General features: G+C 63.0%; 21 protein-coding genes and 1 other RNA gene. 12 read left to right on the top strand and 10 right to left on the bottom strand.

What is annotated here, in order from left to right; genetic code table 11:
- Positions 1-80 precede the first annotated feature (80 nt).
- The 4 genes from ompA (at position 81) to ssrA (ending at position 2,929) form a co-directional block, all read left to right on the top strand.
- Positions 81-728 (top strand): outer membrane protein OmpA, encoded by a 648-nt coding sequence (gene ompA, locus ACOSV0_RS15365; protein ID WP_054037229.1) that lies wholly within the window; start codon positions 81-83, stop codon positions 726-728.
- A 219-nt stretch (positions 729-947) separates the two neighbouring features.
- Positions 948-1,646 (top strand): bifunctional 2-polyprenyl-6-hydroxyphenol methylase/3-demethylubiquinol 3-O-methyltransferase UbiG, encoded by a 699-nt coding sequence (gene ubiG, locus ACOSV0_RS15370; protein WP_434107006.1) that lies wholly within the window; start codon positions 948-950, stop codon positions 1,644-1,646.
- Positions 1,647-1,675: 29 nt separating this feature from the next.
- Positions 1,676-2,389, top strand: coding sequence for a phosphoglycolate phosphatase (gph, locus tag ACOSV0_RS15375; protein ID WP_434107007.1), 714 nt, complete (start codon positions 1,676-1,678; stop codon positions 2,387-2,389).
- Positions 2,390-2,559: 170 nt separating this feature from the next.
- Positions 2,560-2,929, top strand: a transfer-messenger RNA (tmRNA) gene (gene ssrA / locus ACOSV0_RS15380).
- A gap of 34 nt (positions 2,930-2,963) precedes the next feature.
- Here ssrA and ACOSV0_RS15385 read toward each other — a convergent pair.
- Positions 2,964-3,101 carry a hypothetical protein gene (locus ACOSV0_RS15385; RefSeq protein WP_434107008.1) on the bottom strand — a complete coding sequence of 46 codons (138 nt, stop codon included), beginning with the start codon at positions 3,099-3,101 and terminating at the stop codon, positions 2,964-2,966.
- Between the two features lie 72 nt (positions 3,102-3,173).
- Here ACOSV0_RS15385 and ACOSV0_RS15390 point away from each other — a divergent pair, with 72 nt between their 5' ends.
- The gene (locus ACOSV0_RS15390) at positions 3,174-3,542 is read left to right on the top strand and encodes a COG4315 family predicted lipoprotein (RefSeq protein ID WP_434107009.1); all 369 of its coding nucleotides are present in this window, start codon (positions 3,174-3,176) and stop codon (positions 3,540-3,542) included.
- A gap of 134 nt (positions 3,543-3,676) precedes the next feature.
- Here ACOSV0_RS15390 and ACOSV0_RS15395 read toward each other — a convergent pair whose 3' ends face one another.
- Both ACOSV0_RS15395 and ACOSV0_RS15400 read right to left on the bottom strand, forming a co-directional pair.
- A complete protein-coding gene (locus tag ACOSV0_RS15395) occupies positions 3,677-3,943 on the bottom strand; it encodes a hypothetical protein (protein WP_434107011.1) in 267 nt (88 codons plus the stop codon).
- 109 nt (positions 3,944-4,052) lie between these two features.
- Positions 4,053-5,132 carry a substrate-binding domain-containing protein gene (locus ACOSV0_RS15400; RefSeq protein ID WP_434107012.1) on the bottom strand — a complete coding sequence of 360 codons (1,080 nt, stop codon included), beginning with the start codon at positions 5,130-5,132 and terminating at the stop codon, positions 4,053-4,055.
- Positions 5,133-5,266: 134 nt separating this feature from the next.
- Here ACOSV0_RS15400 and ACOSV0_RS15405 point away from each other — a divergent pair, with 134 nt between their 5' ends.
- Genes ACOSV0_RS15405 through ACOSV0_RS15420 form a run of 4 tightly spaced genes read left to right on the top strand, consistent with a single transcriptional unit; the run spans position 5,267 to position 10,564 of the window.
- The gene (locus tag ACOSV0_RS15405; RefSeq protein WP_434107013.1) at positions 5,267-5,752 is read left to right on the top strand and encodes an NAD(P)H-dependent oxidoreductase subunit E; all 486 of its coding nucleotides are present in this window, start codon (positions 5,267-5,269) and stop codon (positions 5,750-5,752) included.
- Positions 5,749-7,320, top strand: coding sequence for a formate dehydrogenase beta subunit (locus ACOSV0_RS15410; RefSeq protein WP_434107014.1), 1,572 nt, complete (start codon positions 5,749-5,751; stop codon positions 7,318-7,320). Before ACOSV0_RS15405 ends, ACOSV0_RS15410 begins: the two co-directional genes overlap by 4 nt.
- 14 nt (positions 7,321-7,334) lie before the next feature.
- Positions 7,335-10,304, top strand: a complete 2,970-nt coding sequence (gene fdhF / locus ACOSV0_RS15415) for a formate dehydrogenase subunit alpha (RefSeq protein WP_434107015.1) — start codon at positions 7,335-7,337, stop codon at positions 10,302-10,304.
- A gap of 8 nt (positions 10,305-10,312) precedes the next feature.
- The gene (locus ACOSV0_RS15420; RefSeq protein WP_434107016.1) at positions 10,313-10,564 is read left to right on the top strand and encodes a formate dehydrogenase subunit delta; all 252 of its coding nucleotides are present in this window, start codon (positions 10,313-10,315) and stop codon (positions 10,562-10,564) included.
- A gap of 156 nt (positions 10,565-10,720) precedes the next feature.
- Here the strand turns inward: ACOSV0_RS15420 and ACOSV0_RS15425 are convergent, their stop codons facing one another.
- From ACOSV0_RS15425 to ACOSV0_RS15435, 3 genes are all read right to left on the bottom strand, one after another.
- The gene (locus ACOSV0_RS15425) at positions 10,721-12,445 is read right to left on the bottom strand and encodes an FAD-dependent monooxygenase (RefSeq protein WP_434107017.1); all 1,725 of its coding nucleotides are present in this window, start codon (positions 12,443-12,445) and stop codon (positions 10,721-10,723) included.
- 68 nt (positions 12,446-12,513) lie between these two features.
- Positions 12,514-13,863, bottom strand: coding sequence for a cation diffusion facilitator family transporter (locus ACOSV0_RS15430; RefSeq protein ID WP_434107018.1), 1,350 nt, complete (start codon positions 13,861-13,863; stop codon positions 12,514-12,516).
- A complete protein-coding gene (locus ACOSV0_RS15435) occupies positions 13,860-14,207 on the bottom strand; it encodes an ArsR/SmtB family transcription factor (protein ID WP_434107019.1) in 348 nt (115 codons plus the stop codon). The genes ACOSV0_RS15430 and ACOSV0_RS15435 overlap by 4 nt, the downstream gene beginning before the upstream one ends.
- Before the next feature lie 137 nt (positions 14,208-14,344).
- On the opposite strand from ACOSV0_RS15435, the gene ACOSV0_RS15440 reads away from it, so the two are divergent.
- Positions 14,345-16,192, top strand: a complete 1,848-nt coding sequence (locus ACOSV0_RS15440) for a tetratricopeptide repeat protein (RefSeq protein WP_434107020.1) — start codon at positions 14,345-14,347, stop codon at positions 16,190-16,192.
- Between the two features lie 155 nt (positions 16,193-16,347).
- Here the strand turns inward: ACOSV0_RS15440 and ACOSV0_RS15445 are convergent, their stop codons facing one another.
- Entirely contained in the window at positions 16,348-17,649 is a 1,302-nt protein-coding gene (locus ACOSV0_RS15445) for an MFS transporter (RefSeq protein ID WP_434107021.1), read from the bottom strand.
- Positions 17,650-17,955: 306 nt separating this feature from the next.
- On the opposite strand from ACOSV0_RS15445, the gene ACOSV0_RS15450 reads away from it, so the two are divergent.
- A complete protein-coding gene (locus ACOSV0_RS15450) occupies positions 17,956-18,492 on the top strand; it encodes a GNAT family N-acetyltransferase (protein WP_434110304.1) in 537 nt (178 codons plus the stop codon).
- A 279-nt stretch (positions 18,493-18,771) separates the two neighbouring features.
- On the top strand, positions 18,772-19,935 hold the full coding sequence (locus tag ACOSV0_RS15455) for a hypothetical protein (RefSeq protein WP_434107022.1): 1,164 nt from the start codon (positions 18,772-18,774) through the stop codon (positions 19,933-19,935).
- A gap of 75 nt (positions 19,936-20,010) precedes the next feature.
- On the opposite strand, the gene ACOSV0_RS15460 is transcribed toward ACOSV0_RS15455, so the two are convergent.
- From ACOSV0_RS15460 to ACOSV0_RS15470, 3 genes are all read right to left on the bottom strand, one after another.
- Complete coding sequence (locus ACOSV0_RS15460) at positions 20,011-20,727, bottom strand: DUF2968 domain-containing protein (protein ID WP_434107024.1); 717 nt, start codon at positions 20,725-20,727, stop codon at positions 20,011-20,013.
- A 373-nt stretch (positions 20,728-21,100) separates the two neighbouring features.
- Positions 21,101-22,645: a gamma-glutamyl-gamma-aminobutyrate hydrolase family protein gene (locus ACOSV0_RS15465; protein WP_434107025.1), complete on the bottom strand. Its 1,545-nt coding sequence runs from the start codon at positions 22,643-22,645 to the stop codon at positions 21,101-21,103.
- Positions 22,646-22,772: 127 nt separating this feature from the next.
- Complete coding sequence (locus tag ACOSV0_RS15470; RefSeq protein ID WP_434107026.1) at positions 22,773-24,530, bottom strand: cation:proton antiporter; 1,758 nt, start codon at positions 24,528-24,530, stop codon at positions 22,773-22,775.
- Between the last annotated feature and the right edge of the window lie 143 nt (positions 24,531-24,673).

Genomic DNA, 24,673 nt, shown 5'->3' on the forward strand with positions numbered 1-24,673 from the left:
TACTTCGAGCAATGTATGACTTGTCTTCGTCAACAGGCTCGCAGTAAACCTGCGGTAATCTCAATTTCGAGAGGAGAAATATGAATAAACTTTCAAAGCTCGCGTTCATTGCAGCTACCGCAGTTATGGCTGCATCCGCCATGGCGCAATCGGTGCCGGCGTCGCGACAAGCCACGAACGACAACTGGGTGAATGGTACCGGCGAATACGTGTGGATGAACGGCACGAACGAGCTTTGCTGGCGCGATGCATTCTGGACGCCGGCAACGGCCAACGCTAAGTGCGATGGCGCCCTGGTTGCCCAGGCTCCGACCCCGCCGGCTCCGGTCGCACCTGCACCGGCTATCACGAGCCAAAAGATTACGTATCAAGCTGACGCTCTGTTCGACTTCGACAAGGCTATCCTGAAGCCGGCTGGCAAGGAAAAGCTGGACGATCTGGCATCGAAGGTTGGCTCGCTTAACCTGGAAGTCATCGTTGCAACGGGTTACACGGACCGCATTGGTTCGGACAAGTACAACGACCGTCTGTCGCTGCGCCGTGCTCAAGCTGTGAAGTCGTACCTCGTCAGCAAGGGCATCGAATCCAACCGTATCTATACGGAAGGCAAGGGCAAGCGCAACCCGGTCACGACCGGTTGCAACCAGAAGAACCACAAGCAACTCGTCGCTTGCCTCGCACCGGATCGTCGCGTGGAAGTCGAAGTTGTCGGTACTTCGAAGCAGTAAGCTACAAATTACCGCAGTATCAAAGCCCCGCTTCGGCGGGGCTTTTTTTATGCCGCAGCGGATACCGCTCGCCCTCTCCTCCAGGCATCCATCCGTCCGCCTGGCAGAACAGCATGAGCCGGCCGCCGCGCGGCATTTTGCTGCCCTGTCTCCCGGCCTATATACTCAGGGTTTATCCTCGAGCGCCCGCTCAACGCTCTCATCGAGGCAGCTTCCGCTATGACCAACGCCGATCCCCACGAACTACAGAAATTTAGCGACCTCGCGCATCGTTGGTGGGACCCGAACGCCGAATTCAAACCGCTGCATGAACTCAACCCGATTCGCCTGAGCTGGATCGACACGCACGCGCATCTCGCCGGTAAAACCGTACTGGATATCGGCTGCGGCGGCGGCATTCTGTCGGAGTCGATGGCGGGATTGGGCGCACACGTGAAGGGAATCGACCTGTCGAGTCAGGCGCTCGGCGTGGCGGATCTTCACAGCCTTGAAAGCGGTGTAACCGTTAGTTACGAAGAAATCGCTGCTGAAGCGCTTGCCGCCCGCGAACCGGGCACTTACGACGTCGTCACCTGCATGGAAATGCTCGAGCACGTGCCCGAGCCGGCCGCTATCGTCGAGGCGTGCAAGACACTGGTGAAACCGGGCGGCTGGGTGTTTTTCTCCACGCTGAACCGTAACGTGAAGTCGTATCTGTTCGCGGTAATCGGCGCGGAATATATCGCGCGGATGCTGCCCAAAGGTACGCACGACTACGCGCGCTTCATCCGCCCATCGGAATTGGCGAGCTTCGTGCGCGCCGCCGGGCTGCGCACGGTCGACATCAAAGGCATCGTTTATAACCCGCTCAGCAAGCATTTCACGCTGTCCGCCGACACAAGCGTGAACTACATGCTCGCCTGCCGCCGCGACGCCTGATCCGTCCTGACCTGCCCAGACCCAAATCAATGAGCGATCCCACGCCCCTGCCGCAGCGCGAAGACAACGACGACGCACTCGGTCTTTGCCAGGCCGTCCTGTTCGACCTTGACGGCACGCTGGCCGACACCGCGCCCGACCTCGCGGCCGCCGTCAACAAGATGCGTCATGACCGCGGCCTCGATATGGTGCCGCTCGAAGACCTGCGGCCGCTCGCGTCCGCTGGCGCGCGCGGGCTGATCGGCGGGGCCTTCGGCATCGGCCCTGAGCACCACGAATTCGCGTCGATGCGCGAGGAGTTTCTCGCCAACTACGAAGCCGACTTGTGCATCGAGACCACGCTGTTTCCCGGCATCGCCGAATTGCTCGACGATCTCGACGCACGGGGCGTGCGCTGGGGCATCGTGACGAACAAGGTGGCACGGCTCACCGAGCCGCTGATCGCACAACTCGGCCTCGAAGAGCGCGCGGGCTGCGTGGTGAGCGGCGACACGACCCCGCATTCGAAGCCCCACCCCGCGCCCTTGCTGCATGCCGCGCGCGAGCTGGACATATTGCCGGAGCGTATCGTCTACGTCGGCGACGACCTGCGCGACGTGCAGGCGGGTTTCGCGGCCGGCATGAAGACCGTCGCGGCCGCCTACGGCTACTGCGGCAACGACATTCCTCCGACGCAATGGCACGCGCAGCATGTCGTGCAATCGCCCGCTGAACTGCAGAAGCTGCTGCGCGATATCGGCTGAACGCATCCAGCGAACGCGGCAAACACGGCGCAGGCAACACGTGCGACGCCCGGCGCTCCACCGCGACCGCGCAGCAGGACGACAAGACAACAAAGGCAATCAGCCGGGACGTGGCCGTCAAACTATTGTAAAATCTCCGTCTGGCCCAGACATTTTGGGCAACGAACCGCGGGGGCGACCTGGTTTCGACAGGGGTTGCGAAGCGGCTAGGGCATACCGAGGACCCGTCACCTCGTTAATCAATGGGAAAAACGTAACTGCAAACGACGAAACGTTCGCACTGGCAGCCTAAGGGCCGCCGTCCTCTGCCTAGTTCACTGACGGGCTAGAGTCGCAAGACCGGTAGCAATACCGACAGAGGTCATATACGTCAGTTAAGCCTTGGCGGCGTCACGACGCCCGGGTCGAAAACCTAGTGAATCGCCGTCATGCAGCGTGTTCGTCCGCGTCGTGGTGGTTAAATCAAATGACAGAACTAAGTATGTAGAACTAGTCGTAGAGTGCTTCTGGACGCGGGTTCGATTCCCGCCGCCTCCACCAGAACATTGTTTCAGGCTGCATCATCAAGACTCACTCAAAACCCGTAAGCGGCCTGCTGCTTGCGGGTTTTTTGTTGGCTGCCGACAAAACAGAAGGCCCGCTCATCGATCGGGCCTTTTTGCTGGCGGGCCTCAAAGCCGTGAAGGCAAGCGGAATAAACGTATTCGTTCAACCGTTCACTCCCTACGTGCGCCCGCATGCCGCGTCCCGCGCGAGACCAACACCAGAATCAGGAGCCGACATCATGCGCAAGACTCTCTTCTGCCTCTCCACGCTGACTCTCCTCGCACTACAACAGACTGCCTTTGCCGAAGCCCCAAAGATCGTCGACGGTCGCTTCGTCGCCGCGGACGGTATGACGCTCTACACCTTCGACAAAGACACCACGCCCGGCGTGAGCGCCTGCACCGGCGGCTGCATGAGCAACTGGCCGGCCGCCATGGCGAGTCCATCGGACAAGCCCTCAGGCGACTGGACGCTGATCCCCTCCGCCGACGGCAAACAGCAATGGGCATACAAAGGCCATCCGCTGTATCGCTACGCAGCAGACAAACAGGCGGGAGAAATGAAGGGGGACGGCTTCAAGGACATGTGGCACACGGCGAAGCCCTAACCGATAGCCGTTGAACGACGGGCCAGAACCCGGAGACTTTATAAATACCGCTCAAACGAAAAACGCCGGCAGCAAGCCGGCGTCTCGAACGAATACAAAAGCGGAACATGAAAGCGCTGATTCGCGCACTTCGCTTATTCGTCTTTAGGGCACTGCAGGTTGCAACCGTTCGGATCGCCGTTGTCGCCGCGCTTGCGCATGGCCGACTTTTTGTCGGACTGGTATTTGCCCGAGGGCGTCGACGCCGCGAACGGCATCTGCGGATGCTCGGCAAGACGGAACTGATCTTGCAGGATACCGCCCGGCACACCCGGCGAATTCTGGGCGAAGGCAACTGAAGCAGTGGCGAGAAGCACACCGGCCGTCGCTGCCGCAGCACATGCGTGAAGAAGAACTTTCATATCGATTCAGCGCGGCACAGCGCGCGGTTAAGGCGTAAGCGGAAGGTTAGAGATTATCCCAAACGAACGGTCCACGCAGCGGCGACCGCACCATTTTGTTTACAGTCGCTTACGCCGTTGCGGAGCCGAGCCCCACGTCGAGATCGAGCAGCTTGCCGCAATCGCGCGGATCGTAACCTTCGAGCAGATCGACGTTATGCCGGAACGCCGCGCCGCGCAGCAAGCCAACCACCATTGCGAGCGGCGCGCGCTCGAGCCGGGCGCGGTCGCAGGCGAAGTAATAGTCTTCTTCGACGATCGGGATGAAGTCGAGCCCGAAATGATGCGCCGCCGGCTCCACGCCGAAGCCCACATCCGCCATGCCGCTCGCCACGAACGCCGCAATCGCCGAATGCGTGAGTTCCGTCGACGCGTAGCCGTTGACCCGGTCCGGATCGACCCCGACTTTTCGTAGCGCGAGATCCAGCAGCATTCGCGTGCCGGAACCGGGCTGACGATTGACGAAACGAATGTCGTCGCGCGCGAGGTCGCTCAAGCCGTCGATTCCTTTTGGATTGCCCTTGCCGAGAAAGAGGCCTTGCTTGCGCCGCGTCAGGTGCACGAGCACGTGGCGCTGCGGATCGAGCCAGCGCCGGTACGTATCGGCACACGCCGCGCGAAACTCGCCTAGCGGCAAGTGGAAACCGGCCAGATCGCATTCGCCACGGGCGAGCGCGCTAACCGCGTCCGCGCTGTCGCGGTATTTGATGTCGACCGGCTGATCGTTCGCGACCAGCGCCGTCACCAATGCCGCCACGGCATATCCGTGCGACGCATAGATCCGCACGTCGTCGGCGGGTGGCGCGAGCCAGCGGTTCAGGTCGCTTGCGACTTCGCTCGCGAGCGCCTGCATATTGCCGTCGAGCCGCTCGCCGCACAGACGCTGCGCGCGCAACACGGCCTGACCGAGTTCGGACAGCACCGAACCGCGCCCACGCTCCTTCGCGATCAGCGCACCCCCCAAACGCTCCTCGATGCTGCGCAACAAACCCCACGCATGACGGTAGGACAAACCCTTAAGCGTCGCCGCCTGCGCGATGCTGCCGGATTCGTCCACCAGCGCGAGCAGCGGCACCACGTCCGACAGGCTTGCCTCGCGGCCGCCCGGGCCCTTCACAACCAGCTGCGCCTGGCACTCGATCCTGATCATATATGCTCAACTCTTTCCTATTGCACGAGGCGTATCACCCGCCTATTGTTCGGCTATCCCATATCGAATATACGAAGCATAAGTGCACACATTATGAATGACAAGTGCATATATGACTTTGGAGGAGCCCCCACTTGGACGATTCCATCGCCGTCGCGCCGGAGCAGTTGGTGCAGCGTCACGCGCAGCCGGGCATGTCGCTGCTAGCGGTACTCCACGCTATTCAGGACGAACTCGGCTACGTGCCGCCCGACACGGTTGCGCCTCTCGCGCGTGCCATGAACCTGTCGCGCGCGGAAGTGCACGGCGTCATCACCTACTACCACCACTTTCGCACGCAGCCCGCGGCGCCCGTCACGGTGCAACTGTGCCGCGCCGAAGCATGCCGCAGCATGGGCACCGAGGCGCTCGCGCAGCATATCGAGGTGCACACCGGCTGCCGTTTCGATGCGGAGCATCGGCATGGTGCGGCGGTCGAACTGGAATCGGTGTATTGCCTCGGCCAATGCGCGCTGTCACCGGCAATGATGGTCAACGGCACCTTGCACGCCAAGGTCACACCGCAAAAATTCGATGCGTTGTTCGCAGCCGCCAGCAAATGTGTGGAGGTCACGGCATGACGCGCATCTACGTTCCCCGTGATTCGTCAGCGTTGGCACTTGGTGCCGATGCGCTGGCTCAAACGATCGAAGCGGAAGCCGCCCGCCGCGGCATAGAAATCGAACTGGTTCGCAACGGTTCGCGCGGTTTGCTGTGGCTCGAACCGCTGGTCGAAGTGGCGACGGCCGAAGGCCGCGTCGGCTATGCGAATGTCGAAGCGACCGACGTTGCAGCGCTGTTCGACGCCGGCTTCATCGAAGGCGGCGAACACGCGAGCCGTGTCGGCGTGGTCGATGACATACCGTATCTGAAGAAGCAGCAACGCCTGACCTTCGCGCGCATCGGCATCACCGACCCGCTTTCCGTCGACGATTACATTGCCCACGGCGGCCTCGAAGGTCTCAAGCAGGCGTTGCAAACCGATGGCGACGCCGCCTGCGAAGCGCTGATCGAATCCGGCCTGCGCGGCCGCGGCGGCGCGGCCTTCCCCGCCGGCATCAAATGGCGCACGGTGCGCGGCGCCAAAGCGGCGCAGAAGTACATCGTCTGCAATGCGGACGAAGGCGACTCCGGCACCTTCTCCGACCGCCTCGTGATGGAAAGCGACCCATACGTGCTGATCGAAGGAATGATCATTGCAGGCGTCGTGACGGGCGCGACGGTCGGCTATATCTACGTGCGCAGCGAATATCCGCATTCGATTGCGATGCTCGAAGCCGCGATCGCCAAAGCGCGCGCCGCCGGCTGGCTCGGCGACAGCGTGCTCGGCTCGACGGCGCATCGCTTCGAGCTGTTCGTGGCGAAAGGCGCCGGCGCTTATGTCTGCGGCGAGGAAACCGCGCTGCTCGAATCGCTCGAAGGCAAACGCGGCATCGTGCGCGCGAAACCGCCCGTGCCTGCGCTAGTCGGCCTGTTCGGCCAACCGACCGTGATCAACAACGTGATCACGCTCGCGACGGTGCCGATCATCTTCGCGCGCGGCGCGGCTTTCTATAAAGACTTCGGCATGGGCCGTTCGCGCGGCACGCTGCCGTTCCAGCTCGCCGGCAACGTGAAGCAAGGCGGTCTGGTCGAGCTGGCGTTCGGCGTCACGCTGCGTGAACTGCTGTACGACTATGGCGGCGGCACGGCAAGCGGACGCCCGGCGCGCGCCGTGCAGGTCGGCGGCCCGCTCGGCACTTATCTGCCGGAAAGCCAGTGGGACATCCCCATGGACTACGAGGCGTACGCAGCCGTCGGCGCAGTGGTGGGCCACGGCGGTATCGTCGTGCATGACGACACGTCGAATCTCGCCGAACTCGCGCAGTACGCCATGCACTTCTGCGCGCTCGAATCGTGCGGCAAATGCACACCGTGCCGTATCGGCTCGACGCGCGGCGTCGAAGTGATCGGCCGGATCCGCAACGGCGATACGTCCACGCGGCAAGTGCAGTTGTTGCGCGATCTGTGCGACACGATGGTGTCCGGCTCGCTGTGCGCGATGGGCGGCATGACGCCGTTCCCGGTACTGTCCGCGCTCGACCATTTCCCCGAAGACTTCGGTCTCGCTAACGTGCACGACCACGCGCCCAAAGCGGCAGCGGCCTGACCCAGGAGCCTCACATGTCCGACGTGCTCAACTCCCCTGCCGGCGTCCCGAAGGAAATCTCCTCGGGCTGCTGCGGCTCCGGCAACTGCGCGTGCAAATCGCAGGCGCAACAACGCGCAACACGCTCACCCTTTGACGATACGGATTACGGCACGCCGCTGCGTCATGCCGACGTCGACGTCACGCTCGAAATCGACGGCCAGGCGGTAACGGTTCCGGCCGGCACATCAGTAATGCGCGCCGCCGTCGAAGCCGGCGTCAATGTGCCGAAGCTCTGTGCGACCGATTCGCTCGAGCCGTTCGGCTCATGCCGTTTGTGTCTGGTCGAGATCGAAGGCAAGCGCGGCTACCCCGCTTCGTGCACGACGCCGGTCGAAGCCGGCATGAAGGTCCGCACGCAAACCGACCGTCTGCAATCGCTGCGCCGTAACGTGATGGAGCTGTACATCTCCGATCACCCGCTCGACTGCCTGACCTGTCCCGCCAACGGCGACTGCGAATTGCAGGACATGGCGGGCGTCACCGGCTTGCGCGAAGTGCGCTACGGATTCGACGGCGCGAACCATCTGAAGGACAAGAAAGACGAATCGAATCCGTACTTCACGTACGACCCGTCGAAGTGCATCGTCTGCAATCGCTGCGTGCGCGCGTGTGAAGAAACCCAGGGCACATTTGCGCTGACGATCACCGGACGCGGCTTCGAATCACGCGTCGCCGCGAGCGAAAACCAGCCGTTCATGGAATCGGAATGCGTGTCGTGCGGTGCGTGTGTCGCCGCTTGCCCGACCGCGACCTTGCAGGAAAAGACCGTCGTCATGCTCGGCCAGCCCGAGCATTCGATCGTGACCACGTGTGCTTATTGCGGCGTGGGCTGCTCGTTCAAGGCCGAGATGAAGGGCAACCAGGTCGTGCGGATGGTGCCGCACAAGAACGGCCAGGCCAACGAAGGCCACGCATGCGTGAAGGGCCGCTTCGCCTGGGGTTACGCGACGCACAAGGACCGCATCACCAAGCCGATGATCCGCGCAAAAATCACCGATCCGTGGCGCGAAGTCAGCTGGGACGAAGCGCTCACCTACGCGGCGTCGGAATTCCGCCGCATTCAGGCGAAGCACGGCCGCGATTCGATCGGCGGCATTACGTCGTCGCGCTGCACGAACGAGGAAACGTATCTCGCACAGAAGCTCGTGCGCGCCGCGTTCGGCAACAACAATGTCGACACCTGCGCGCGCGTGTGCCACTCGCCGACCGGCTACGGCCTGAAGACCACGCTCGGCGAATCGGCCGGCACGCAGACCTTCGCTTCGGTCGATAAGGCCGACGTCATCATGGTGATCGGCGCGAATCCGACCGACGGCCATCCGGTGTTCGGCTCACGCATGAAACGCCGCATCCGCGAAGGCGCGAAGCTGATCGTCGTCGATCCGCGCCGCATCGATATCGTCGATACGCCGCACGTGAAGGCGTCGCATCATTTGCAGTTGCGCCCGGGCACCAATGTCGCCGTGGTCAATGCGCTCGCGCACGTGATCGTGACCGAAGGGTTGCTGAACGAAACGTTCGTCGCCGAGCGCTGCGACACCCGCGCATTCGAGCAATGGCGCGATTTCGTCGCGCTGCCCGAGAACGCACCGGAAGCCACCGCGGAACTGACCGGCGTGCCGGCCGAAGCCGTTCGCGAAGCCGCGCGCATTTATGCGACCGGCGGCAACGCAGCGATCTACTACGGCCTCGGCGTCACCGAACACGCGCAAGGTTCGACGATGGTGATGGGCATCGCCAACCTGGCGATGGCGACTGGCAACATCGGCCGCGAAGGGGTCGGCGTGAATCCGCTGCGCGGTCAGAACAACGTGCAGGGCTCGTGCGACATGGGCTCGTTCCCGCACGAGCTGCCGGGCTATCGCCATATCAGCGATTCGATCACGCGCGCATTGTTCGAAGAAGCATGGAACGTCACGCTGCAGCCTGAACCTGGGTTGCGCATTCCGAACATGTTCGACGCCGCGGTGCACGGCACCTTCATGGGCCTGTACTGCCAGGGCGAAGACATCGTGCAGTCCGATCCCAACACGCACCATGTGGCGGCGGCGCTGTCGGCGATGGAATGTATCGTCGTACAGGACATTTTCCTGAACGAGACGGCAAAGTACGCGCACGTGTTGTTGCCGGGCTCGACGTTCCTCGAAAAGGACGGCACCTTCACGAACGCCGAGCGCCGCATCTCGCGCGTGCGCAAAGTGATGCCTCCGCTCGCCGGCTATGCCGACTGGGAAGCGACGATCCTGCTCTCCCGCGCGCTTGGCTACGAGATGGATTACACGCATCCGTCGCAGATCATGGACGAGATCGCGCGCCTCACGCCGACTTTCCACGGCGTGTCGTACAAGAAGCTCGACGAGCTCGGCAGCATCCAGTGGCCGTGCAACGAGAACGCGCCCGACGGTACGCCGACCATGCACATCGACACCTTCGTGCGCGGCAAGGGCAAGTTCGTGATTACGAAGTTCATCGCGACGCCAGAAAAAGTCACACGCAAGTTCCCGCTGCTGCTCACCACGGGCCGCATCCTGTCGCAATACAACGTCGGCGCACAAACGCGCCGCACCGAGAATTCGCGCTGGCATGATGAAGACCGGCTGGAGCTGCATCCGCACGATGCGGAAGAACGCGGCATCAAGACCGGTGACTGGGTCGGCATCGAATCGCGTGCGGGACAAACCGTGTTGCGCGCGAAAGTGACTGAGCGGATGCAACCGGGCGTCGTCTATACGACATTCCACTTCCCCGAATCGGGCGCGAACGTGATCACCACCGATAGCTCGGACTGGGCCACCAATTGTCCGGAGTACAAGGTGACCGCGGTGCAGGTGATGCCGGTCGAACAGCCGTCGCAATGGCAGAAGGACTACTCGCGCTTCAACACCGAGCAACTCGATCTGCTGAAGCAGCGCGAGGTGGCCAACGCAACGTCGGGTAAGTGAGGCGCACCATGGACAATCAGAATCTGATCGACATGGCGAACCGGATCGGCGACTTTTTCGATTCGATGCCGGACCGCGAAGAAGCGCTCGCCGGCATCGCCGATCATATCCGCCGCTTCTGGGAGCCGCGTATGCGGCGCGCTTTGCTAGCGACGCTCGATGAGCCGGATGCGGACGGGGTCGAGATGTCGGCCATTGTCAGGGAGGCGCTCGTCAAGCATCGTGACGGGCTGACGCCGGCGGCACTTTCTACGGTATAGGCGGCTCTGTTCATCCTGCGCCTGACACACGAGGCGGCTCAGATCACGAGCCGCCTCGCACACGGATCGCCTCGCGGATTCACCAGGCTGCTATTTCCATCAGCAAACTCACGAACGCTCGAACAGGCACGCTACAGGCAATCTCTCAGACTCGCCTCACAGCGCCGTCTGCTCCGGTATCACCCCACCCACGGCGAACCACGCTTCGCAATGCCGCAGCAAGCCGTGCAGATCGGACCCGGTGCGGCCGCGTGCGCTGATATAGCCGTCCGGCCGCACCAGATAGAACGACGGCCGTGTGCGTCCATAGGATTCGGACAGCGCCGGAGCGCCCTCGCCGCTCGTATCGGTCACGCGCCAGATGCGCACCGCGCCCGGCAACAATCGCTCGACTTCCGCCGTCAGGCGCTCCAGTTCCGGATCCGGCGGCAACGCGTGCTTCGCGGCCGGATCGAGCGGCGTTCCGTCGACGGGCAACGGCTGGACTAGCAGGAACAACGAAAAGAACGCCGGATCGTGCAGATCGAAAATGCAACCGACGCCCGGCGCACGGCCCAGCGGCCCGTCCACCACATGCACCAGCGCATCCGGCGCCCGCTCGCCGGCACGCGGGCCGCCGTCGAGAACACGCTCGAGCGTCAGCGGACTGCGTCGATACTGGATCGACAACTCGCTGATGGTCATACGCGCCGCATCGCGCAGCGGACCGAGCGCCGCCAGCACCGGCATCACACGCTCGCGCAACAACTTCAGCGGTCCATGATCGGCCTCGGCCATATGCGTGATGAAGCCGGTTTGCCGGAGCACGTCGCGCTCGATCGGATGCCGTTCCTGATGGTACGTATCGAGCAGCCGGTCAGGCGCCGCGCCGTGCAGAACGCGAGCCAGTTTCCAGCCGAGATTGAACGCTTCCTGAATACCCGTGTTCATGCCTTGCGCGCCCGCCGGGCTGTGTACGTGAGCGGCGTCGCCCGCGAGGAAGATGCGGCCGACGCGCAGTCTCTCCACCATTCTGCTGTTCAGATGAAAATACGACGACCATGCCATGTCCGACACGTCGACGCGTTCCCGCACGCGCTGGGCAATCAGGGTCTTGCACGCCTCCAGCGACGGCGGCGAAACCTGGTTGAGCGACGGCTCCCCGAGCACGGCCGGCGTGACCGGCTCCGGAACCGCGGTCGGCGCACCGGGATGATCCGCGATCAGACGATGGCGGCCATGGCCCATCGGAAACAATGCGACGAGACCCTCGCCTGAGGCGAAGATATGGAATTCGTCTTCGGGCCAATCGGTTTCCGCATGCAGATCGGCAAGCAGAAACGTCTGCTCGAAAGTGTTGCCCTCAAAACTCAAGCCGAGCCGGTGACGGATCGTGCTATGCGCACCGTCGGCGGCAATCACGTAGGACGGGCGCAGAGTCTCGGTGTGGCCGTCGGCACGGCGCAGTGTCGCCTGAATGCTGGCGGAGCCCTGCGAGAACATCGCCAGCTCGACGCCGCGTTCGACCGTCACGCCGAGCGTCGCGAGATGTTCCGTCAGCAAACGTTCGGTCACGGATTGATCGAGAAACAGCAGATACGGATAACGCGTGTGCAGCGGATCGAAATCGAGGCGTGCGAGACGCATGCCATTGGAAAAAAGATTGGCGATGCGCGCACGATGACCGAGTTCGAGAAACGGCTCGATCAGCCGGTGCTGTTCAAACAGTTCGAGTGTGCGCGCCTGAATGCCGATGGCCCGCGAATACGGGCTCGGTTGCAGCGCTTTGTCGATCAGACGCACGGGGATGTGGGCACGCGCCAGACTCATTGCCGCGGCGAGTCCGGTCGGACCCGCCCCAACGATCAGCACCGGCGACGCATCGTGTGCGGCAGCGTCCATGCGGAACTCCGGAGACCACGGTACGTTCTAGTGTACGCCGCCGATAGTCCGTTCAACGGTGCGCCGCATCAATCGTGCGGATGATCCATCGCGCATTGATGCACGGTGGTGCCGAGGTCGACTTGCAGCGTGGCGTGCTGCATCGAAAAACGTTCGCGCAATGCGACGACGATGCCGTCGATCGACTCGTCGCCGGGATGGCCTGCCGGCATCACCAGATGCGCGCTGAGCGCATTGCCGGTGGTCGACAGCGCCCAGACGTGCAGGTCGTGCACGTCGGTGACGCCGGGCTGTCCGGCGAGATAGTCGCGGATATGCTGCAGGTCGACGCCGGGCGGCACGGCATCGAGCGCCATGCGTACCGAATCGCGCAGCAGACCCCATGTGCCATATACCACCACCGCGACCACGAGCAGGCTCATTACCGGATCGAGCCACGTCCAGTCGGTATAGAGAATCACGAGGCCGCTGATCGCGACCGCGGCCGAGATGCCGGCGTCCGCGGCCATATGCAGGAACGCGCCGCGTATGTTCAGGTCGTCCTTCTGGCCGCGCATGAAGAGCCACGCCGAGAAGCCGTTCACAACCACGCCGACCGTCGCGACGACGAACACCACGAGTCCCGCGACCGGCGCCGGGTTCATCAGGCGTCCGATTGCCTCGGCAACGATCACGCCGCACGCGAAGAGCAACAGCGCCGCGTTGGCGAGCGACGCCAGGATCGACGAACTGCCGTAGCCGAATGTATAGCGTGCCGACGGACGGCGCGTGGTGAGCCAGGTTGCGCCCCAGGCGAGCAGCAAGCCGAGCACGTCGGAGAGATTGTGGCCCGCGTCGGCGAGCAGCGCGGTGGAATGCGCGATCACGCCGTAGACGGCTTGAACCAGCACGATCGTTACGTTCAGTGCGACGGCGAGTGCGAAGGCGCGGCCGTGGCCTGCAACGGGTGCATGGGCATGGTGGTGGCCCGCGTGGCTGTGGGCGCTGTGGGCGCTGTGGGTGTGGGCGTGGCCGGCGTGGCTACCGGGGTTGGGGCTATCGTGATCGTGGCCGCTGTGATCGTGATCGTTGTCATCCCGGCCACTGTGATCGTGGTCCCCATGGTCATGATCTTTGTGGCTACCGACACCGTGGCTGTGATCCAGGTCGCGATCATGCTCGTGGGCATGGTCCGCACCGCCGCCGTGTGAACCGCGCCCGCCCGCTGCATGGTCCTGTGCACCGCTCTCATGCGTCTCGCCGGCATCGGGACGAGCCACACCATGGCGGTGCCCCTCTTGTCCGCCGGCACCGCGCGCTTTCCCCTCGGCCCGCGTGTCTTCGCCATCGATTCCGTCGAATTCCTCATCGAGCCAGACTGGCGCGTGGTCGTCCTCGCGTTCTTCGGCGGGCCGGTTCGGCGTAGTGGGTTTCTTCATGACGGGTCCAGAGGAAATTCGCCGGCCGGCTCGGCCACATGCTCGAGCATGCCGGCCAGCATCGCGCTGATGTGGCGGTCAGCGGCAAGATAGAAGACCTGCTTGCCCTGCCGCTCCGCGCGCACGATCCGCGCCGCGCGCAACAACCTCAGATGGTGGCTCACCAATGATGACGACAAGCCCAGCCGCTCCGCAATCGCGCCGACCGCGCGCCGCTCGTCGACACACGCGAGCACGATGCGCAACCGCGTCGGATCGCCAAGCAGGCGAAACAGATCGGCCAGCGGCACGATCGTCTCTCCCACGCGGTCCTCGAAACTGACAGGCAACGTTGTGGAATCCATGGCAAGCAGCATTATCGGCATACATATGAACAAGTATTCACATGTTATAGATATCGAGACAACAGGTCAAATCGGAGAACGGTCCGGCGAGTGTGGGAAAATGCGGCCTCTGCCTCACCCGAATGCCATCCTCCGTCATGCAACAAGTATTTGACCGCGCTTTCGCGGCGCATCGTGACGGCCGCCTCGACGACGCCGAACGCGGCTACCGCGCGACGCTCGAGGGCAACCCCGCGCACGTCGATGCGTTGCACCTGCTGGGCGTCCTGCGCCACCAGCAGGGTCAGCACGCCGAAGCCGCCGAGCTCGTGCGGCGCGCGGTGAACCTGCGCCCGGAAGACGCCGCCCTGCAGTTGAACCTCGGCAACGCGCTGAAGGCGCTGGGCAAGATCGACGACGCCATCGAACAATTCCGCAATGCATTGACGCTGGCGCCGTCTTTCCCGATGGCCCACTACAACCTGGGCAATGCATACGCGTCGGTGGGGCGCCACGAAGACGCCGCCGACGCCTTCGAGAAATCGCTGCGCCTGCAGCCGAACGACGCCTCGTCGCACAACAATCTGGGCAACGCATTGCACGCGCTCGGCCGTCATACGGATGCGATCGCGTCGTTCCAGCGCGCGCTCGAATTGCGTCCCGGGCATGCGGGCGCGCTCAACAACATGGGTATGTCGCTGAACGCGCTTGACCGCGCGGACGAGGCGATCCCGTGCTTTCAGGCAGCACTGGCCGCCGAACCGCGGTTCGTCGCCGCGCACTTCAACCTCGCCAATACGCTCGACGCCACCGGCCGCCACGAAGAAGCCGTCGCCTCTTTCCAGGCGGCGTTCGCCTTGCAACCGAACCTGCCGCCAACCATATTCGGACTCGGCAACGCGCTCTCGGCGTTGGGACGTCATGAGCAAGCGCTGCCGTATCTCGAGCGCGCGGTCGGCCTCGATCCGCAATTCGCGCTCGCCTGGCTGAGTCTCGGCACGGCACACCAGGCACTGAACGCGCACGCCGCCGCTGTGCGGGCGTTCGATCAGGCGCTGCGCCTGCGCCCCGATCTCGCGTCCGCGCACCTGAACCGCGCGCTTGCATGGCTCGCGTTGCGCGATTTCGCGCGCGGGTTGCCGGAATACGAATGGCGGCTGCAGATCGCCGCGCAGCCGGTCATCCAGACCTTGCCGCGCTGGCACGGCGAACCGATCGAACAACGCACGCTCCTCGTTTATGCCGAGCAGGGTTTCGGCGACACGTTGCAATTCGTGCGCTTCGTACCGCTGGCCGCGCAGCGTGCGGCGCGCGTGGTGCTCGAGGTGCAGCCACAACTGCTGCCGCTGCTCGCACCGGCCGCGCAAGCCTGGCGCGTGACACTGATCGCACAGGGCGCAGCGCGTCCGGCGGCGGATCTGCAATGCCCGCTGCTGAGCTTGCCGCTCGCGCTCGGCACCACCTACGACACGATTCCCGCCCGCACGCCGTACCTCAGCGCGCCGCCGGCTTATGGCCGCAAATGGCGCGGTTCGCTCGGCGGTCACGCGAAACGCAAGATCGGCATTGCGTGGTCAGGACGCATCCAGCAGAACGAAACCCGTTCGATGCCGCTTGCGGCACTTGCTCCGTTATTTGCGCTTGAAGGGATCGACTGGATCGTGCTGCAACCCGAGCTGAGCGCCGGGGAGCAGGCGGCGCTCGACGCGCATCCGCACGCGGCGTCGATTCATCGCATGGGTACGCGGATCGGCGATTTTGCGGATACCGCGGCGATCATCGAGCGGCTCGACGCGGTCGTGTCGGTCGATACGTCGATCGCTCACCTCGCCGGCGCGCTGAAAAAGCCGCTGTGGCTGATGCTGCCGTTCGCCGCGGATTGGCGCTGGTTCGTCGACGAGACGCGCAGTTCGTGGTATCCGGGCGTAACGCTGTTGCGCCAGCCGCAACCTGGCGCGTGGGGTGATGTGGTGGAGGCGGTAGCGAACGAATTGCGCCGCGGCTAACCGGGCCAGACCCGGCGAAATCCGTTGCCGATTTTGCTGGCGTTGCTGACGTTTCCGACGCGGCGCCTAACAAAAAACCCCGCGCTCGTGAGAACGCGGGGTTTTTGTTTGTCCGGGCGGTTTGTCCGGATGAACGGTGAACCTTAACCCTGCCCTTAAGCCGTTCGATACTGATCGCGCGACTCCGGCGTGCGATACAGCACCAGCGTCGCGATCAGCCCGCAGATCGCCGCCACGCCCAGGAACAGGCCAGGCGCGGCCTTGTTGCCCGTGGTGTGAATCAGCAGCGTCGAGATGGCCGGCGTGAAGCCGCCGATCGTCGTAGCAAGGCTGTAGGCCAGCGAGAAACCCGCGGTCCGCACTTCGACCGGCATCACTTCGGTCAGCGCCACCACCATTGCACCGTTGTAGCTGCCGTACAGGAACGACAGCCACAACTCGACCGCCAGCAGGCGAACGAACGACGGTTCGGCGACCAGCCATTGCAGCGCCGGGTACGCGGTGATGATCGTGAGGACCGTGAAGGCAATCAGCACCGGACGGCGGCCGATGCGATCCGACAATGCGCCCGCGAGCGGCAGCCAGACCAGGTTCGACAAACCGATACAGACGGTGACGACGAGCGTATCGATCGACGACAGCTTAAGCACTTCCTTGCCGAAGGTCGGCGTGTAGGCCGTGATCATGTAGAACGACACAGTGGTCATGATGACCATGCCCATCCCGCCCAGCACGATGCCCCAGTTCGCGGCCATCGTCTTCATGATCTCGCCCATGCTCGGACGATGCTTGCGCGCCTTGAACTCCTCGGTTTCCTGCAACGAACGGCGGATCAGGAACAGGAACGGGACGATCAGGCAGCCGATCAGGAACGGTACGCGCCAGCCCCAGGACGTCATCTGGTCAGCCGGCAACATCTTGTTCAGGAACACGCCGATCAGCGCGGCGAACACCACGGCGACCTGCTGGCTGCCCGACTGCCACGCACAATAGAAGCCCTTGTTGCCCTTGGTGGCGATCTCCGACAGATAGACCGACACGCCGCCAAGTTCGACCCCGGCGGAGAAGCCTTGCAGCAGCCGGCCGAACAGCACAAGCATCGGGGCAAGTACACCGATGGTCGCGTAGCCTGGGATCGCGGCGACCGTCAGGGTGCCGAGCGCCATCAGGCCGAGGGTGAGGATCAGGCCTTTGCGCCGGCCGTGATGGTCGATGTAGGCACCCAGCACGATTGCGCCAAGTGGCCGCATCAGGAAACCCGCGCCGAATACCGACAGCGACAGCATCAGCGAGGCAAATTCGTTGCCGCTTGGGAAATAGGTCTTGGCAATCGCGGACGCGTAGTAGCCGTAGACCATGAAGTCGTACATCTCAAGAAAGTTGCCGCTGACGACGCGGAAAACTGTCTTGAACTTGGATTCTTCGGATGAGGAAGTGGCGTGTGACGCAGTAGACATGACATTCTCTGATAAGCCTGTCGCCACACCGACCGGCGGCGCTCAGGCAGTTAAACGATCCACTACGTTCGGCAAGCGGATGCCGCAGACGGCTCGATTAGAACGCGCCGGGGGCGCTGCATTTTCATGCCGAACGCATTCACACGGTATCAGGGTAAACGTTGTGAAACACCCGGAACCCGCAACACGTAATGTTACCGTTCATGGCACTGTCGCGCATTCCATACAGCTTCATTACAGGCAACGCCGGCTCAGCCTTGCGGTAAACTTTTTTCAGACAGGCAATTCCCGTTGAACACCATCCCGATGCAAACCTCCCGCGCACTTTCGCTGCGCCCTGCAACCCTCGCGGACGCAGCGCTGATCGCCTCGATCCATAGCACCAGCTGGCAGGCTACCTATCGCGGCCTGTTACCCGATGCATTCCTCGACGGCGAAGTCACGCGGGAGCGCGCCGCCTATTGGGAAGCGCGCCTGCGCGCGCCGGGCGGCGAGCGCCGCATGATCCTGATCGCCGAGCTCGCGGGTGAGCCGGTCGGTTTCGTCTGCGTCGAACAGCAACCGGAATCCGCGTGGGGTGTCCTGCTCGACAACCTGCATGCGCTCCCGGCGCACCAGGGCATTGGCGCCGGCAAGCTGTTGATGCGCGCAGCCGAAGACTGGGCGCGCGCGCAAGGAGAAACGCAGCTGTATCTTTACGTGCTCGAAGGCAACACGCCGGCGATCGGCTTTTATGAAAAGCAGGGCTGGGAGTTCGTCGGCGCCGAACCGGATCATATGGGCGGCGTGGATATTACCGCATTGCGTTATGTGTACCGGCTGGACCGTCAGCGGGATCGATGAAACAGACGTGCCGGGTTTAATCGCCACCCAAGGCCGGCCCGGCTCAGGCCGGAACAGCGCTTCTTTTTCGGAACAATCCGATCGTTAGTTCAGCCACTTCCAGGCATCATCTTCCTTACCCGATGGCTTCACAGTGACCGCTCATGCGGCGGCGTGCTCGACCTGAGCACGGCGATTTCATATGGCGTTGTGTATCGCGTTTTCGTACGCATCGCCCAGAAGCCAGAGCCCCCGAGCCGCCATTCCGCGGCCCCTTTACGAGGCGCTGCGAAGAAACCGATGTCGACCACTATTCCCCTCACCCTGATCGAAGGCTCCATGGCACTGCCGAGCCTGTCGCCGCTCTCTCGTCTGCTGCCCGCGCCATTCGGCCGCGGCTGGGCATTGCTGCCGCCGGGGCATAGTTTGCGGGCGGAACTCAAGGCGCTCTATGCAGCCGTGTTACGTACCTTTTGTCTGGATGCGCAAGCCATCCGCGGGCTATGCCAGTGGGAATCGTTGCGCAAGCCGCCGCCCGCATCCTCAGGTTTCATCCCACCTGCTATCTCGACAACCGCGTTCCACGCACCGGTCGACGAATCTTTGCAAGCGTCCGCCGAAACCACATCTTTCTCGCCGGCTTACGCACCAGCCATGCCGGCCTCGCCGCGTGGCGGCTCAATGCATTGGAGTGCGCTGGCAGGCGGCGCCTGCGCACTCGGCGGCGCCGCGATGCTTGCCTGGATTGCCTTTGGTCAATTCGCTCAACGTCACGCGCCTGGCGATGTCGAACCAGCGGGTCCGTTTCCGCTCCGCCAGGAGGCACAGTTGGCAAATCGCCACTCGCCTGATGCCGCTATCAATCCGCACTCAACCGCTAACAACCGTGCAGCGGAGCTTGCGCCGAGCGCCGCATCATCGCCCGTGCACGTGGTTGGCGTATCTGGACCCGTATTGCCTGAGATTTTGCCGAACGCTCCTGCTGCGGCTCCGTCACGCGATTTAACGGCAAATCCCGCCACGGAAATAACCACGCCAGTCAAGGCAACGCCAGCGCTCGCTACAGCCCGCAAGAACGTATCGCGCCCCCCGGATAAGCAACTCAAAGGCACCGCGAGTCCGCACGAAAGAAGCAGCTATCGTCCGCAGACCAGGATCGCGGCGCAATCGCCACACATGTTGCCGATGACCTCTGAAGCGCCACCGATTGCGGTGCCGGTAATCGCACAACAAACGTCGCCGAAACCGTCGGCGGCGGGCGCTTACTCGCCACGCGCGCCGTTGCAACTCGGTGCCGACGAATACGCGTCGGCGACCACGTCAGCCGGCACACACCTGCGCAATATTGCGCCGCCTTCGCGCCCTGCTGGGTCGATGAATCAGCCTGGAAGTGGCGACACAGAATGGGTCGATCATATGTCGCAACGTCGCGTGACCGACATTCCCAATCAGTTCGTGAAGTAAGCGCCTCGTTGTCACGACATCGGGTCGCAAAAAAAACCCGGCCATGAATGGCCGGGTTTTTTTACGCTCATGCCTCTACTTCTGTGTTGGCAGTCCGAACTCGGTTTGCCGCTGCAACTGCATGACTTCGCCCTGCACCTGGCGCAACTGCGCCTGCGCCTTTTCCTTTTCCGCGTGCAGCGCTACGGCCTCGCCTTGTGTCTGCCGCTGGTAATCGTTGACCTTGGCCTGCTGGGTGCGCGCAACGTCGAGATCGGCCTGCAACCGCTTCGCACGATCTTCCGACAACGCGATAATGTCTTCGATATACGCCTTCTGCGCCTGCAACTGCGTGCGGCGAATCTCGACGTCCGCCAGTTGCGCCGTCTGCTGGACGAAGCCGGCATAGACCGCCTCAGCGCGGCCTGCGTCCTCCGACTTGATCACGCGCCAGAAATGCTTGTCCTGAAAAAGCGCGACGTAGTACGTCATCTCCTGCGGATAGAAGAACAGACTCGCGCCATAACTGCCGTTATACGTGGTGCGCAATTCGCTCAGCCTGGCGTCGTGAATCATCTGCATCAATTCGGCGACGTTGCCTTGCGCGTCGCCGGCGGTGACTGGCGTGCCTGATGCCGCACTGCTCAGCGCGGCGGCGACCGGCTGCGGCGTTAGCGTGTTCATGGCCGGCCGCGTGCCGACCAGCGGTGCGGCCTCGTCGCCTTGTGCTGCCAGCACGAAACCACCATGCTGCAACAGCGCACACGAGGCCGCGAGCAGCATGGCGCGCCGTACTATTAAGGGGTACTTCATACGTGCATGCTCCATGCAAATCCAGATCAGCCGTGGATTATCGCGCGGATTAACCGTTAAGCGAAGCATTCAGGTGTCGCACTAACAGACTTTAAATCGAGATAAATCGATAAAGAATGATTTGGCCGAATGGACGCACTCGTTGCGGAATAAAAGATTTTAGATAGGACAAAAACGTCACAATTTGACTCATGCAGACGTTTCCCAATCTGCACGGCGTTCACCTGAATCCAACAGGTAGCAGAGCAAATACGAAGGAAAACCCGGCGCGAGAAAGCAGCCGCATAAAACGCGGCAGCGAGTATGGCGGCACACATCCGCACATATCGAACTTGAAAGGCCGGACTCGAAAGTCCGGCTTAAAGGCGTGACCTTAAAACCGCGTTTCGCGCGCCACCCGCAGGAAGGTATCGAGCAAGGGCGTGCAATCGAGCAGCTCCGGACCACCCGCGCGATGAAACTCCGGATGCCACTGCACACCCATCACGAACGGCGCACGCCGGTAGCGGACGGCTTCGATGATGCCGTCCGACCCCGACACCGCCTCGATATTCAGATCGCGGCCGAGCGTTTTGACCGCCTGATGGTGAATCGAGTTGACGATCGCCTCGCGTCGGCCCGGAAACATATTGACCAGCGTCGAGCCGTCCGGGAAATGAATGCTGTGCCGATGCTGATCGTAGTTCTCGTTGACGTGCGCACCGGCGGTGGGCACATCAGTGGCGATGTCCTGGTACAGGGTGCCGCCGAACGCCACGTTGATCAACTGGCAACCGCGGCACACGCCGAGCACCGGCTTGCCCGACTCGATGAACTCATGCAGCAGTTCGAGTTCGTACATGTCGCGCACACGGTCGCCCGGCCACTCGGGACTCGTCGCCTGTTCCGCGTACGACTGCGGCGAGACATCCGCGCCGCCTTGCAACAGCAGACCGTCGAGATGCTTCGCATAATCGCGCAAACGGATATTGCTCGGATGCAGCATGCCTTGATGGCCGACTGTCGGAATCATGAATACCAGCACGTCGCGCGACATCACCCAGTGCGCAATCGATTCCTCGAGGTATTGCAGCGTCTTGCCCCGCAGCCCCTTCGCGCCCGGCTCCGGGTGGAAGATGCGCGCCGAGACGCCGATGCGCAGCGTACGCTGCGTAATCCGTTGGCCGGCGCGATCGAACAGCTGACGCGCGCGCGCCGCGACGATGCGGCCGAACACGGTCCACGCCGAATCGCTTTGCTTCAGGTAGCGCGGCGGCGAAGGCGGCAACGCGTTCGGCGGCGGCGGGTTGGTTGCGGTGAAGTCAGGCGCAGCACCGAAACCCGGCGGCGGCGAGCCGGCCCGACGGGCGGCAGCGGCCGCTTCTTGTGCTTTTTCCTCGTTTCCGGTGACGGCAACGTCATCGGCAGGCGCGCTCAATTCGCCGACGAGCGGTGCGCTGCTCCCGAGCGTGCTCGGACTCGAAGCTGGACTCCTGTAGACCTGCCCCGCCTTGCGTGCCGCGCGCTCGTGAACCTCGGCCTCCTGCTGCGCGGTCGACGCAGCCGCTGAACTGCGTGCTTCGGCCGCGTCGCGTTGCCGCGCCGTTTGCGGATCGGTGGGGGTGACAGCGGACGCGCTGTCAGGATCGTCGGTCGACGACCTCGCCGCAGCCTCTTCGGCAGCCGGCGATGCAGCCGACGGCGTGACCGTGTCCTTGATCGGGGACTGGATGGAATCTTCGTGGGAGAGCGGCAACGAGGTCACCGGCTCAGGCGGCAAGATATCGTGCTTCGACGCGCCGGGCGCTGTGCCTGGCGCTGTGCCTGGCGTTGTACCGGACGACGTTGAGGGCGTTTGGGGCGTTGAGGATGTCGGCGTCGCCGAAGACGACGATGGGCTGCCGGGCTGGCCGGCATTTTCAGGTTTGTTTTCGCTCATGACAGTCAGACAGGCGCCTTCCACGCGAACGAATGAATATGCCCTGATTATCCGCTAGCACGGCAAGCCCGGCAAACCCACACACAATTGCTCACATTGTTGCGGTTCTCAACGCAAATCGTCTAACTTAGGGATCCGGCTGTTCCTCGAACGTCTCGCGCAGCGCGATCTGCATCGCTGCATGGATTTTCACGCACCAGCGCCACACCAGCGCCAGCAGTAAAGCGGCGCAGACCAGCACCACGGCCAGGAGGCCAGTAGGCGGCAAGATGCCGCCGGAGAGCGCCGCGACCAGCAAAAACACGCCGACCATCGAGACCACCGGCACCAGGTCAGAGATCGCGTAACGGATCGCGCTGGTGAAGCGCCCCGCCGTCGCCGGTTGCACGCTCACCTCGGCGAGCAGCAGCGCGAGCGACTTGGTCTTGCGATAGACCGCCACCAGGAACGGCATCGACAGCACCAGCGCGATGCTCCACAGCACCACGCGCTGCATCGGTTCGGAATTCATCCAGTGTGCGAGCAAGGTGCTGGTGTAAGGCGCGCTATACGACACGATCAGGAAAATCGCAGCCACCAACGCGAGATTGACGGCGATCTGCAAAATGATCCGCCGTGTCATGCTGAACAGCGTCGGCTCGCCAGTTCCGGTGCTCAAACTACGCAGCCACTGCCCGTACATGTTGAACCCGTTGGCCAGCGTACGCGGCATCGCCTGGCCGAGGCGCTGCGTCAGCGGATCGGCAGCGCGAATCAGGTAAGGCGTGAAAAGCGTGGTCAAGGCGGAAACGGCCACCGCGATCGGATACAGAAACGCGCTCGTGACCTTCAAGGTCAGACCGAGCGACGCGATGATGAACGAGAATTCGCCGATCTGCGAGACGGTCATGCCGACCCGCATCGCCGTACGCCCGTCCTTGCCGGCGAGAAAAGTACCCAGCCCGCACGAAACGATCTTGCCGACGATCACGGCCACCGTAATCACCGCGATCGGCCACGCATAGTCGACCAGCACGGCCGGGTTCAGCATCAGGCCGATTGTCACGAAGAAGATCGCGGAGAAGGCATCGCGTAACGGCGCGATCAGGTGCTCGATCCGATGCAGATGGCGCGACTCGGCCATGATCGCGCCGATCAGGAACGCGCCGAGCGCAATGCTGTAATCGAGCTTCACCACCAGCAGACAGAAGCCGAAGCAGAACCCAAGCACCGACACCAGCAGCATTTCATCGCTCTTGGCGCGCGCCACGTAGTTCAACGCGCGCGGCACCAGCAGAATGCCCACCACCAGCGACACCGTCATGAAGAGCAGCAGCTTGCCGAGCGTCACAACGGCGACACCCGCGCTCAACTGCCCCGTCTGCGCAATGCCGGAGAGCAGCACCAGCATCGCGATTGCAAGAATGTCCTCGACGATCAGAATCCCGAACACCAGTTGCGCGAAGCTCTCACGCTTCAGACCCAACTCGGAGAGCGCCTTGACGATGATGGTGGTCGACGAGATCGCCAGAATCGCGCCGAGGAACAGCGAGTCCATCGAACTCCAGCCGAACGCGCTGCCGATCTCATAACCGATCCACAGCATCAGCACGATTTCGGAGAGTGCAGCGACGATCGCCGTCGCGCCGACCTTGAATAGCTTGCGCAGGCTGAATTCGAGCCCGAGCGAAAACATCAGGAACACCACGCCGAGTTCGCCGAGCGTCTGGATGGTCTGCTCGTCGTGAATCAGCTGGAACGGCGGCGTGTACGGCCCGATGATCACGCCCGCGGCGATGTAGCCCAGCACCACCGGCTGTTTCAGGCGATGGAACAGCACGGTGACGACGCCGGCGAGCGCCATCACGACCGCCAGATCCTGAATAAAGCCGATGCCATGATGCATGGATGCGTCCCTTACAAAAAGTAATGTCCCAAAAACGCAGTGTAACGCACCCGCGCGACGCGCTGAATCGCGCAAACGTCGAAAGGGCTTGGGATTGGCCGGGCCACAAGGCGTCGTGCAGGCCGCTCCGGCCGAAACTTTTT

Origin of the sequence: Paraburkholderia caffeinilytica (genome assembly GCF_051027425.1) — a bacterium.
GTDB classification, from domain to species: domain Bacteria; phylum Pseudomonadota; class Gammaproteobacteria; order Burkholderiales; family Burkholderiaceae; genus Paraburkholderia; species Paraburkholderia caffeinilytica_A.